The organism is Paenibacillus sp. 01T443, from assembly GCF_056398325.1.
The window spans coordinates 39,855-52,648 of record NZ_JBFTPE010000011.1; the positions used below are offsets into that span (position 1 = coordinate 39,855).

Sequence of the window (12,794 nt, forward strand, 5' to 3'; positions counted from 1 at the left end):
AACTCCATGTTAAAAATATGATTGCTGCAATTTTGCCATTTCGCCGGCTACATGAACGGACTGCTGATGCGCTTGCTCCGTCAATGAACCGATTAGCTGCGCGCTGTTCCGGTTATCCGCCGCTGCCCGGAACAAACGATTAAATGCGTCTACCGCTTCATTGACATTGGCTTCGCTTGCAATGGTCTCCGTTCGGCCGGTTTGCGCTAGATTCGCCGTTTGTGAAATAGCTTCTACGATGGTTCTCGTCAAGGTTGTGATTTCATTCGCGAATTTCTTCGTTTGGCCCGCGAGCTTCATCACTTCGCCGGCTACTACTGCAAAGCCGAGCCCATGCTCGCCTGCACGCGCTGCTTCTATAGAAGCATTAAGCGCAAGCAAATTGCTTTGCTCCGCAAGCTCTTTGATTAACAAGGACACTTTGCTGATGGAACCTGCTTCCGACTGCAGCTCGTTCATGCGTTTTTCTTGCAGCTGCGAGTTTGCGGCAATCGCATCAAATGCTTTCGTGACCTTATCCAGCTCGTTTTTGCCGCTTAGGGTTAAATCAACCATCTCCACAGACAAGGACTCGCCCTGCGCTGTGGATTCGCGAACGCTGCTAACTGCCTGTTCAATCTCCTTCACTCGCTGCTCTGCGGAGCGAATCGTGCTCATTTGGGCAGCAACCGCTTCCTGCTGCAGCATGCTGGACAGCTTAAGCAAGTCGGATACGGTCAAAACGCCAGCCAATCCGTTGTTAGCCGTGACGATGACGCAATCATAAAGGACGCTGTCATGACGGCTTAAGGCGCTGTCGATCAACCGCTGCGGCTCATCCTCATGGTCTACCAGCAAAGGTTCTGCATCCATCAGCTTCATAATTGGCTTATCATCATACAAGTCAGCGCTAAAGCGGTGACCCAGCTTCAAGAAGAAACGATTTCGCATCATTAATCCGATGGGAGTCCCTTGTTCGTCAGTCACAATGATACATTCGCTTTCCGGATGCTTTTTGAACACCGCGATCGTCTCCCGGCAGGTCCGCTCTGCCCCTATTGTCGGAGCTTGACGCAAAAAATGCTTCAAGCGTACAGTCTGAGACACGGCTGGCACTGGCTTTGCGGTAAGCTGCTGAGCCATTTGATCATTGGCTTGTCCAGCAGCCGTCTTCTCTACTTTTGCTTGCTGCGGATCTTTTCCGTTAAGTGGTGCTTTCGGATCAGTTTTCACATTTTTCTCGTTTACCAAGTGGTTCGTTTTATCCAGAACAGTCGCTGTCACTCCTCATCATCCTTCCTTCTATTTCCTTATTCACTCACTATAGGTCGGAAGCATCAACAGGAATAAGCAGAAATGTTATCGGAATGTTAAATTCGACAATATTTTTTTATATTCGATAAAATGATTCTTTTGGGAAACGCAAGCGTAAACGGCTGTCGCCGTCCTCTGTGGCAAAAGCAGTCGTTTCGCGGAGATATATAAGCATATTTATATGTGAAAACATATAAATTCTTATATATCAAAAAAAGCTGTGCGCAGCGTACAAGATCTTGTACGTTACACACAGCTTATTATGATGGATAATGCTTATTCGGAAACCCTTTTCAAAATACGGCAGCTGTAAGCGCCAAGATCGACGCTTTTCCCAGCCGCTTCCCCCGTTAACAAATCGGTATAGGCACGGCCATCTAGGGCAACCGAAGCCTCGTTCGCGCTAAAATTAGACACGAATACATAATCGCTTATGCCATCGGTACGCAGTTGTACAGTTACACCCTGCGGCAGCTCCGTATTCAGCACTTTCTTGATGCCCTCTTGCTTGACAATCCGCGCCAGCAGATCGTTTGTGAAGGCTGCTTCATTGCGGGAAGCAATATAGTAAGCCTTGCCCGCCCCCAGACGGTTAACCGTCAATGCCGGACGTCCAGCGTAAAAGTCTTCGCCGTATACAGCAAGCGCCTCTGCTCCCTCCAGATGGATGAGATCGCATAATTCGCGCGCCGTGTACTCGCCGCTCAGGCCAAGCGCGTTGCCGTCATTCAAAACGATGCGGTTGGAATCATGATCATGCAGAGAATCGATTTCCTCGGACCAAATCCCTAGCGTCTTCCGCAGAGGTCCCGGGAAGCCAGTCAGGAAGCATAAGTCATTCTCATCAACGATGCCTGTCCAGTAGGTAGCAACGAAAGTGCCGCCATTTTCGACGAAACGCTCGATCCGCTCGCCAACGCCTGGACGAACCATATAGAGCATTGGAGCTACCAGGACTTTATAAGAATCGAATGAGCATTCCGAATCGATAATATCAACCGGTACGCCTAAGTCCCAGAAAGGACGGTAATGGCGCTTCGCCGTTTCTTCATAATGCAGACCTCCGTTACGAGGGCCTTGCGAATCCTTCACTGCCCAGCGGTTCTCCCAATCATAAATAAGCGCAACCTCCGGCTTCACCGTCGTGCCGACAACCTCTGTCAGCTTCTCCAGCGTCTCACCCAGCTCGGCAACGTCACGGAATACGCGCGTGTGCTCATGCCCTACATGGTCAACTACCGCGCCGTGAAGCTTTTCGCTTGAGCCTCTGCTCTTGCGCCACTGGAAATATTGGACGGTGTCCGAACCATGCGCGACTGCTTGAAGCGAGGACAGCATATGCATGCCTGGGCGCTTCACCTTGCTGACCGGCTGCCAGTTCGTCATGCTCGGCGTGCTCTCCATCAGCATGAACGGCTTACCGCCGCCCAAAGAACGGAATACATCATGGTTGAATCCAATCCAAGCCGCCTGCTCGCTGTCATCTCCGCCGTTGTCATGCCATGTCGGGTAAGCATCCCATGAAATCATGTCGAGAAGGTCTGTAAACTTCCAATAGTTAAGCGGCTCAAAATCAAGCATGAAATTCGTCGTAATCGGCAGCTCGCTGTTTGCAGCGCGCAGCGGTTCGATCTCGTTACGGCAGAAATCAACCGTTTGATCCGTTACGAATCTTCTCCAATCCACATTTTGACCATGAACGGCCTTCTCGCCGCGCTCCGTCGGAGACTCAACTTGGCTCCAATCCGTATACGTATGGCTCCAGAATGTCGTCCACCAAGCATCGTTAAGCGCTTCGAGGGAACCGTATTTATTTTTCAGCCAGCCGCGGAATGCATCTTCGCAATACGAGCAGTGGCATTCGCCGCCGTATTCATTCGAAATATGCCAGCCAATGACAGCTGGGTGATCGGAATAACGCTCAGCCAGCTTCGTGTTCATAATGGTGACCTTCTCGCGGTAAACCGGCGAGCTAAAGCAGTGGTTATGGCGTGCGCCATGCAAATTGCGGATGCCGTTCGGTGCTACACGCAGCACCTCCGGATATTTTTGAGACATCCATACTGGACGCGCACCGCTTGGAGTAGCGAGCAGCGCATAGATGCCGTTAGCAGCAAACTTATCAAGCAGCGTATCCAGCCAATCAAATGTAAATACGCCTTCCTCAGGTTCTATAGCCATCCAAGCAAAAATACCAACCGACATGACATTGCAGTGCGCAAGCTTCATGAGCCGGATGTCTTCCTCCAGCACCTCGGGGTATTTTTGCCATTGATCCGGATTATAATCTGCACCATGCAGCATTTGCGGAATTTTTGAACTAATCGGCGGAAATTTCAAACTCATCTCAGCGACCTCCAGTTTCATCTTGATTGCAGCCATTATTGGATATACTGTTTGGATATACTATAATGATATTCATATTATAACTCGTTCAAATGAGTAACAAAATAACAGTATATTCGCATCACTTTAAAAATATGAAACTGGAGGCTGCGATTATTGATACGATGGTTTTTCCGATTTTAACCGAATCGGACACGACGCTCCCCGTCTATCTCACGAGTATTGGGCATTGGAGCAATCAAGAGCCGATCGACCGCCCGAACGGGTATCCTCATTTTCAATGGCTGCAGGTCATTGACGGCTCGGGCGAGCTGCATGTCGGCGATCAGAGGATGACGGTGCGGGCCGGCCAAGGGTTCTGCTTGTTTCCCAACGAGCAGCATCAATATTTTTCAATTCAAGAGCCGTGGGATGTGATTTGGATGAGCTTTCGCGGGGACTTATCCGACAAGCTGTTCAGGCAGGCCGGAATCACGCAATCCGGTGTCTATTCTACCGCTGATCATGATATGATTGTTACCCATATGAAAAACATTTACGCCATGACGCAATCCGGCCGTGCTTTTCTGGGGCTCGAATGCTCGAAGCTGGTTTACATGTTTTTGCTCGATTTGATGAAGGTTATTCTTGTGAGCTCGCATTCCGTGGAGCAGAACTACTTAAAGCTGCAGCCCGTCCTGCAATATATTGAAGCGCATTATAATGAGCTCATTACGATAAAGGATATGGCAGGCTGCATTGATGTAACGCCGCAGTATTTATGCCTGCTGTTCAAGAAAGCGTTAAAGATGCGGCCAATGGAATATGTCAACCGGGAACGCGTCAATCGGAGCAAAGAGCTTATGTTCCGCGAGAGTGAAATTAAGATGCATGAAATCGCCAGCCGCGTCGGCTTCGACTCCCCAAGCTACTTCAGCTCCGTCTTCAGGCGGCTTGAAGGACTAAGCCCCGAGCAATTCAAAAAAATACATGGCATGCGTTAGCGCTAGCGCTTCGCCGCTTGGTGTGAGTGAAACGTATAGCTCAAGCCTTTTACTTTTAGTGCTGTAAGCACACCCGTGCGCTTATCCTGCACATTTCCATGCTTCGAGTCTCTTTAGGAGGTTTAATAACAATATGACCGATAAAAAACTTGTTTTCACAGAAATTGATCAATACGCGGAGGCGTTTCGCGACATATCGCGGTCCGTAGGCAGCCGGCCGGAGCTAGGCCATCAAGAGTTTTTTGCATCAGAGCTGTTATGTACGGAGTTATCCAAATACGGCTTCGAGGTGGAGCGCGGTATCCTTGACATCGAAACGTCATTTATCGCCGTATTCGATACCCATAAACCAGGACCAACAGTAGGCTTCCTATGCGAATACGACGCGCTTCCGGAAATCGGGCATGCCTGCGGTCATCATCTGATTTGCTCCATGAGCGTCGCAGCGGCTGTCGGACTCAAAGCTGCGCTGCTTGCTGTCGGGATTGGCGGTAAAATCCGCATTTACGGCACACCTGCCGAAGAAACACGCGGCGCTAAAGTACCGATGGCGGCAGCGGGTTTATTCGATGACTGCGACTTTGCGCTAATGGCCCATCCGTACCATACGTTCGAGCAATCTGGCGAATCGCTGGCGCTCGATGCGATCCAATTTGAATACACAGGCCTGTCAGCCCATGCAGCGGCAAGTCCCTATGAGGGCATAAACGCGCTCGACGCGGTGCTTCAGCTGTTTAACAGTATCAATGCGCTTCGTCAGCAGACACGCAGCGATGCCCGTATTCACGGCATTATCGACAACGGAGGCAAAGCGCCGAATATCATTCCAGACTATGCTTCAGCCAAATTTTACGTCCGCTCGGCTTCCCGAACTTACACGGATGAGCTAACAGCAAAGGTAATGCGCTGCGCGGAAGGCGCTGCGCTGCAAACCGGCTGCACGCTGACGACTAATCAATTTGAGTTCTCCTATGACGAGCTGCTCACTAATGAAGCGCTGTCCGAGCAGTTTAACGCAAATCTCATTGAAGCCGGCATCCGTCCCGAACAAATCCAGATCGGCAAGGATCACGGATCCTTGGATCTTGGCAACGTTTCGGTCCGCTGCCCGGCAATCCATCCCTTCGTCAAAGTCGTTCAAGATCGGCTGCTGCTACATACGGAAGCGTTCCGCGATGCTGCCATGAAAGATTATGCGCTTGACGGGATGCTATTCGGTGCCAAAATGCTTGCTGCTACCGCGTTCGACGTATTTGCTGATCCGGCTCTGCTTGCGCGGATTCGCTTGGAATTCGAACAGCAAAAGAAAAGCGGCAAGTAACTACACTTCGCTTGGACAAGGAGGCAGGCCAAATTGAATATGAGCATAATAAACAGTCATGAAATCACTCAAATCTGCTTATTGGCCGGCAAAATCATTTTGCAAAACGGGGGCGAAACCTATCGTGTCGAGGACACGATGGTCCGTATTGCGGCAGCTTACGGCATTGAGAACTCGCATAGCTTCGTAACGCCGACAGGCATTATTTTTGCCATCGACGGTTCCTCCCAAATGACGAAGCTCATTCGGATATCCGAGCGTTCAACGAATTTGCTTAAAGTATCCCTTGTCAACGATATCTCTAGAAGAATAAGCACAGGAAAGCTTTCAGCAGGCGATGCGCATCGCCTGCTGCAAGAAATCGATACGAATGCCTTCGTGTATCCTACCTGGCTGAAAATTATTGCAGCGGCCATCGCCAGCGGATGCTTTCTCATCATGTTTCAAGGCAGCTGGCGCGACTTTCTGCCTGTCATGCTGATTGGCGGCATCGGTTTCGGTTTTCTGCTGCAGCTGCATCGTATCGTGCCAATTAAGTTTTTCGCCGAGTTCATCTCTGCCTTGCTGATCGGCTCCCTATCCGTGCTGTTTGTACATAAAGGCTTTGGTTTTGACTTAGATAAAATCATCATCGGTTCGGTTATGCCCCTGGTTCCCGGCCTGCATATTACCGCGGCAGTCCGCGACTTAATGGCCGGCCATCTCGTATCGGGCCTTTCAAAAGGGGCAGAGGCCTTTCTTACTGCATTCGCTATCGGAGCTGGCATAGCCGCCGTGCTGTCCTTTTACTAATTCATTAATTTGCTACCTGGAGGTGCATCATCTTGATGATGCTTGAACAGCTCATAACAAGCTTCATAGCTACGGCAGCCTTTGGTCTCATCTTCAACGTGCCGAAGCGGACGCTCCTGCACTGCGGCGCTGTCGGCATGATTGGCTGGCTGATCTATGTGACTTGTATTCAGCTCGATTTGGACTCAATTCCGGCTACCCTGATTGCCGCTTTTATCGTGACGGTGATAAGTCAGCTGTTCTCCAAGCTTTACAAAACACCTATTATTGTATTTAGTGTGTCGGGAATTATCCCATTAGTTCCAGGAGGTCTCGCGTACGATGCGATGCGGAATGTCGTCGAAGACAATTATGATATCGCGGTACAGCTTGCCGTGAAGGCATTTATGATTTCGGGGGCTATCGCAATTGGACTTGTATTCTCGGAAGTCATCAATCAGATCATTCGCAAAACCGAACGTTAGAAGCATTTGGTTAGATTAGCTGCGAGAGGAGAATTCATGATGCTTACCATCATAAAGCCTGACGGCCGGATCGATGACGAAAAGATATGGCGGAGAGTGAAGCTGTATCAGGGGATGAATGGGAGCTGTGTCGAGAGGATCTATGTCACGGCTGCCGAATCGCTCGTGTTTAAGCCGCTGACAAATAATGATCAGCTGGGTAAGGAGATTTGGGTAAATGAGCATATCCTATCGGCTCTTCCTCCAATTTATCCGCGAATGATATCTCATTCCTTAAGCTCCGATCCCAGCATGAATTGGATTTTATACGAGGATCTGGGTGAATTAAAGCATGTTTTCGAAGAAGAGACCGCGAGTGAGCTTCTAATCTATTTGGCACAGTGGCATGCACTGCCAACTGGCCACTTGCTTCAGGCTCCGCTTAGAGGACCGAAGCCAGCTGCTGAAGCTGTTCGAGCAGAGCTGCTTCAGCAAGTGCAAGAATCCGATCCCGAACAGGTATGGCCAGGCTTACCTTCACCGCTATGCAGGCATCTGTTTTCCCTGCTGAAGGAGGAAAGCTTCTCAGAGGATGAGCTTGTGCTCTCGCATGGTGATCTGCATCTAGGCAACTACGCCCGCGTAAATGGGCAGCTTAAGGTGCTCGACTGGGAACACGCGCATCTGAACAACCGATATTGGGATCTGTATCATGTCATCGATCTTTCTCATCCCTTATTTCCAAAGAGCATGTCTGCGGCCATACGAGAACGCCTGCTTGATCAATACATCGAATTAACTGCTCAAAATGGCTATCGTATCGATTCCAGCTCGTTTAAACAACGCTATTATTTATTTTCTTCCTTATTCTCGTTATGGATGCTCAGGCTGATCGCTGAAGATATCCGTGCCAATAAAGGGATCTGGCCACTTCACCAATTAAAGCAGCAGCTTTTCGAAACGACTGCAAACCTCATGCAATGCGCGGAATATCTATGAACAAGACCGCTTATTCCGCTTGAATGGCATACCTGGCCCGCATAAGCTCAGCCATAGACCGTATTTGCTCTTGGGATGGCATGACCAGCTTTGCCTCGGCGTCAATTATGCCCGCTTCCGTTTGCAGCGACCTGATAATCCGTTTCACAGATTCGACGAAAACTTCTCCCGCATCAGGGCCGTGTCCCGTCAACTGCTCCAAGCTGGCGGTGCTATCTGCATCGACGACGGGATAATCATTCGAATCTGCACCGACTGCTGCTTGATCATAAAAATTCCGCACAAAACGAGCCCTTTCCTGTCCGGACCCCTCTGTAATAATGAAAGCTTGTACAATGAAAGCATGCGTTTGCCGACGCTGCGCAATGCCGCAAAACTTATACCCGTTGATACTCAAATCAAAATCGCCAGGGCAATACGCTCCTTGTATTTCTCCTTTGTCGACTTGACAGCCCGTTTCCTGCAAGGCATGGCGAATCAGCCCGTACATCCGTTCAAAATCATCATGGAAATGAAACGATTCCACTGATGGCTTCGGCATAATCAATGAAATATTGATCACTCCCAAATCAAGCGGAACCGCCGCGCCTCCGGAGTTGCGGACGGCAGTCGCCCACCCCGCTGATTGAAGTTTTTGTTCTGCACTAGCAGCTTCAGGCAATCGACTATCCCGCAAGCCCATAACAAAGCCGCGTGGATGGCGCCATATATGACAAATTGACGGCCCGCCTTTCCCGGTGCTCCGGCACAGCAGCTCATCCAGCGCAAAGGAATATAATACATCCGCTTCAGACACCTCATCCCGACGATCCAGCACCAGAACATTTTCAAGCCCCAAATCCTTAAGTAATTCCTGTCCCATTAGTCTTCGTCCAGCCCTCTCCTGCTTTTCGTTCCCCATCATTGCTATGTAATCTATTCTAACGATAAATGCGCCATCATGCATCTTCTCTGGCGTTAACAGACAAAATACATTTTATTATGTTTTCCCCTTATTGCTAATGACGAACGCTTTCAATACAATAAGGATATTGTCATGCAGCGCCAAGGGGGAAGCAATACAGTGGAAGCCATAAACGAAAAAGTCGCATACGAAAACCCATTGCTGTCGCTGCGGATTTTTCAGACGATGCGCGATCTAGATGGATTAACAAACTGGCATTATCATAAACAGCTTGAGCTGTTGCTTATTCTTGAAGGCAATCTGGATGTCTATATCGATGAGGAAAGCTTTCATCTAACGACCGGGGATGTCATGCTCATCGGAGCCTCCGAGCTGCACCGCGATCGCAGCCATAGCCTGCTCGATTATATCGTGCTCCAATTTGATTTGGAGCCGTTTTTTGACCAGAGTACGATTCCTTATATGCGTTATTTCTCGGAAACCCAAATGCCGCTAAGCAAAGCGAATTACATTTTCCAAGAAAACAGTGACGTAAAGCAAAAAACCGCCTCCTGTATCCAGCAAATCTTAAATGAAGCGACCCGCAAGGAAACCGGCTACGAGCTGGCGGTCAGTGTGCTCATTAAGCAAATATTGCTGCTGCTGCTTCGTCATGATACCCGGAAGGTGCTTATTGAACAGGATAATTTCGACCGTATCCGGCTAAAGCCGGTGCTGGATTACATCGAAAATCATCTAACTGATCGCATCCAGGTCGAAGAGGTTTGCAAAATCGCCAATATGAGCTACTACTATTTCGTCAAATATTTCAAAAAGACGATTGGTCTTTCTTTTACGGAATATGTGAATTATCGTAAGGTGAAGTGGGCTGAACGGATATTATTGACGAAGGATTTGAGCATTTCAGAGGTTGGCGAACGGATTGGCATGCCGAATATGGCCCATTTTTATAAAATGTTTAAAAAATACAATGACTGCTCGCCGAAGCAATTCCAGCGTAAAATGCTCGTATGGAATCGGCAGTAGCCTCCGAAATCAGAAAAAGCTCGTCCACCCTACAATTTCGGGGTAACGAGCTTTTTTGGCATAACGAGTTTATAGCCCACGCCGCGGATTGATTCAATTTGAACCGATTGCTGACCCAGCTCGAGCTTCTTCCGCAAAGAACTCACATGAACATCTACCGTACGCTGACCGCCGATATAATCGAAGCCCCATACGACATTCATCAGATCATCCCGCGTAATAACCATGCCTGGGCGCTGTACGAGATAAAGTAAAACCTCAAATTCCTTTGGTCTAAGCGGAATCGTATCTCCGTTTAAAATAACCTCGTATTTCTCTGGATAAATTGATAAATCACCAGCCGTTATAACCTTTTCCGTCGATTCAATCGGCTTGCTGTCATCGAGCTGTGTCCGGCGAAGCACTGCAGATACGCGCGCGAGGAGCTCAGCTACGCCAAATGGCTTCGTGATATAGTCGTCGGCGCCATGCTTCAGACCTTGTACAACCTCTTCCTCTGCATTCCGAGCGGTTAAAATAATGACCGGTGTTCTAACGCCGTTTTGGCGAAGACGGTTCAAAATTTCAAAGCCGTTCATACCGGGAAGCATGATGTCAAGGATGACCAAATCGAAATTACGCTGCAAAGCGGTTTGCAAGCCTTCTCCGCCATGATCGATAACGGTCGTTTCATAGCCCTCTTGGGTCAAATTGTACGACAGAAGCCTTGCTAATGTCGGTTCATCTTCAATTACGAGCACTTTATGCGACATGTTACCTCCAACCTCGCGAATGGCAGCGCCTAAAAAGCTAGCGCCGCATCCGCATATTTAAGACGTTTAATGCTAGTTTATCATGGTTTCATGAAGAATAGGTAAATCTTTTTTTCTATTGCAGAACTGGCAGCTCAATTGTGAACGTCGAGCCAACGCCTACCGCGCTTGTAACCGAGATCGTTCCTTTATGCAGCTCGACGAGATGCTTTACAATAGACAAGCCAAGTCCCGTACCGCCTGAGCTGCGCGAACGCGCCTTGTCCACGCGGTAAAACCGTTCAAAAATACGCGGCAGATCCTTTTTCGGAATGCCGATTCCCGAATCAGTAATTTGAATACGAATGTAATCATCGCCGAGGCCTTCAATTTTTAAGGATACGCGGCCGCCTTCAGGCGTATAATTAATGCCGTTTGAGAGCAAATTCATAATGATTTGCCGCAGCCGATCTTCATCCGCTTCCACATATAAGCCTGGCTCGATATTCATGCTGAGCTCGATTCTTTTGCGGGCAGCCTCCGATTCCAAGAGCTTAATCGACTTCTCTGCAAAGGTATCTACTTCTACTGGAGAAAATACAAGCGGTACGCGGCGCGATTCGATTTTGGACAATTCCAAGATATCGCCGATCAGCCGGTTGAGCCGGTCACTCTCATCATATATGATTTGCAAAAAAGAACGCGCCGTTTCTTCATCATTAACCGCACCGCCAAGCAGCGTCTCCGCAAACCCCTTTACGGCGGTAATCGGAGTTTTCAGCTCATGGGAGACGTTCGCGACAAATTCGCTGCGCATACGCTCCAGTCGTCGGATAGCCGATACGTCCTGAAGTACAAGGAGTACGCCTGAGAATTCATTGCCTTCCGGATGAATCGGAACCAGATTAAGCTCAAGCAGACGCTCTTCCGGAAAATAAAACGTAATTTCCTCGCGTAAATGCGCTCTGCTCTTCAAGCCTTCTTGAATCATTTGCGACAGTTCGTATTGCTGCTTTGCTTCTGCAAAATGACGACCGACAAGCTCGCGTGCGGAAAAACCAAGCACTTCCTCTGCGCGTCTGTTCATCAATACGATTTTCCCGTTGCGATCAATCATCACAATTCCGTTTATCATATTTTCGAGAACGCTCTCGAGCTGATTCTCATTTTGCTGGATACGTGTCATTTGAACCTGTAAGCTGTCTGCCATTGCATTAATAGCATTGCCGAGCTCCCCAATTTCATCCTGCTTCGTAACCTTTACTCTTGCCCGGTAATCCATATTTTTGATCCGCTTGGCAACCTTCGTTATTTGCTCGAGCGGCCGTGTCAAACTAAGTGCAAGACGATAGCTGATTAATGCGGCAATAAGGAATAGCACCAGCAATCCGGCGAACAGAAGCGCCGTCAATTGGCGAATGCTTTCATCCACCTCCTGCAAGCTCATCGCCAACCGAATGACATCCGGAGATTGATTTGGCACGACCGTTACAGGGATCGCCACGTACATCATATTTTGCTTGATCGTTTCGCTTGCCCGAATCGCTCTCCCCGTTCCTGATTTGAGCGCTTCCTTTACTTCCACTCGATCAAGATGATTGTCCATTTCCTTCGGATCTCCGTCAGAGTCGCCAAGCACCACGCCGTCATTGCGAATAAAAGTAACCCGTGCGCCTGTATAATGCTTAAGCTCCTTCGCCTCATCCGTATAATAACCGTACAGTACTGGGAGCGCTCCTGACTTCCATTCCATTTTTGCCGAAATAATCTGCATCTCGCGAACCATGTTGTCTTCAAGCGCATTAATATGGTTTTCTTTAAAAGTTTTGACCATGAATAGCCCTGCTGCAATGACCGATAATGCGATCATCGCGATCATAATGAGCGTCAGCCTGGTGCGAAAGCTGTTCATCCGGTTCACTCCCTACGTTTTTACAAGCACAGGCCGCTTTCGTC

11 protein-coding genes are annotated in these 12,794 nt (G+C 48.9%); 6 read left to right on the forward strand and 5 right to left on the reverse strand.

Going from position 1 to position 12,794, the window contains the following annotated elements; genetic code table 11:
- Nucleotides 1-9: 9 nt before the first annotated feature.
- Nucleotides 10-1,263, reverse strand: coding sequence for a methyl-accepting chemotaxis protein (locus tag AC1DLI_RS21340; RefSeq protein WP_477606196.1), 1,254 nt, complete (start codon nucleotides 1,261-1,263; stop codon nucleotides 10-12).
- 306 nt (nucleotides 1,264-1,569) lie between these two features.
- Nucleotides 1,570-3,639: a beta-galactosidase gene (locus AC1DLI_RS21345; protein ID WP_477606198.1), complete on the reverse strand. Its 2,070-nt coding sequence runs from the start codon at nucleotides 3,637-3,639 to the stop codon at nucleotides 1,570-1,572.
- A 134-nt stretch (nucleotides 3,640-3,773) separates the two neighbouring features.
- Between AC1DLI_RS21345 and AC1DLI_RS21350 the strand changes: the two genes are divergently transcribed.
- The 5 genes from AC1DLI_RS21350 to AC1DLI_RS21370 all read left to right on the forward strand — a co-directional run bounded on the left by AC1DLI_RS21350 (nucleotide 3,774) and on the right by AC1DLI_RS21370 (nucleotide 8,177).
- The gene (locus AC1DLI_RS21350; protein ID WP_477606201.1) at nucleotides 3,774-4,622 is read left to right on the forward strand and encodes an AraC family transcriptional regulator; all 849 of its coding nucleotides are present in this window, start codon (nucleotides 3,774-3,776) and stop codon (nucleotides 4,620-4,622) included.
- 133 nt (nucleotides 4,623-4,755) lie between these two features.
- Nucleotides 4,756-5,943, forward strand: coding sequence for a M20 family metallopeptidase (locus AC1DLI_RS21355; RefSeq protein ID WP_477606203.1), 1,188 nt, complete (start codon nucleotides 4,756-4,758; stop codon nucleotides 5,941-5,943).
- Nucleotides 5,944-5,982: 39 nt separating this feature from the next.
- On the forward strand, nucleotides 5,983-6,735 hold the full coding sequence (locus AC1DLI_RS21360) for a threonine/serine exporter family protein (protein ID WP_477606569.1): 753 nt from the start codon (nucleotides 5,983-5,985) through the stop codon (nucleotides 6,733-6,735).
- A gap of 35 nt (nucleotides 6,736-6,770) precedes the next feature.
- On the forward strand, nucleotides 6,771-7,199 hold the full coding sequence (locus AC1DLI_RS21365) for a threonine/serine exporter family protein (protein WP_308999352.1): 429 nt from the start codon (nucleotides 6,771-6,773) through the stop codon (nucleotides 7,197-7,199).
- A 36-nt stretch (nucleotides 7,200-7,235) separates the two neighbouring features.
- The gene (locus tag AC1DLI_RS21370; RefSeq protein WP_477606205.1) at nucleotides 7,236-8,177 is read left to right on the forward strand and encodes a phosphotransferase; all 942 of its coding nucleotides are present in this window, start codon (nucleotides 7,236-7,238) and stop codon (nucleotides 8,175-8,177) included.
- A gap of 10 nt (nucleotides 8,178-8,187) precedes the next feature.
- Here AC1DLI_RS21370 and AC1DLI_RS21375 read toward each other — a convergent pair whose 3' ends face one another.
- Nucleotides 8,188-9,039 (reverse strand): lipoate--protein ligase family protein, encoded by an 852-nt coding sequence (locus AC1DLI_RS21375; RefSeq protein WP_477606207.1) that lies wholly within the window; start codon nucleotides 9,037-9,039, stop codon nucleotides 8,188-8,190.
- A 201-nt stretch (nucleotides 9,040-9,240) separates the two neighbouring features.
- On the opposite strand from AC1DLI_RS21375, the gene AC1DLI_RS21380 reads away from it, so the two are divergent.
- Complete coding sequence (locus AC1DLI_RS21380) at nucleotides 9,241-10,107, forward strand: AraC family transcriptional regulator (RefSeq protein WP_477606209.1); 867 nt, start codon at nucleotides 9,241-9,243, stop codon at nucleotides 10,105-10,107.
- A gap of 29 nt (nucleotides 10,108-10,136) precedes the next feature.
- Here AC1DLI_RS21380 and AC1DLI_RS21385 read toward each other — a convergent pair whose 3' ends face one another.
- Nucleotides 10,137-10,859 carry a response regulator gene (locus AC1DLI_RS21385; RefSeq protein WP_475747642.1) on the reverse strand — a complete coding sequence of 241 codons (723 nt, stop codon included), beginning with the start codon at nucleotides 10,857-10,859 and terminating at the stop codon, nucleotides 10,137-10,139.
- A gap of 115 nt (nucleotides 10,860-10,974) precedes the next feature.
- The gene (pnpS, locus tag AC1DLI_RS21390) at nucleotides 10,975-12,750 is read right to left on the reverse strand and encodes a two-component system histidine kinase PnpS (RefSeq protein WP_477606212.1); all 1,776 of its coding nucleotides are present in this window, start codon (nucleotides 12,748-12,750) and stop codon (nucleotides 10,975-10,977) included.
- Between the last annotated feature and the right edge of the window lie 44 nt (nucleotides 12,751-12,794).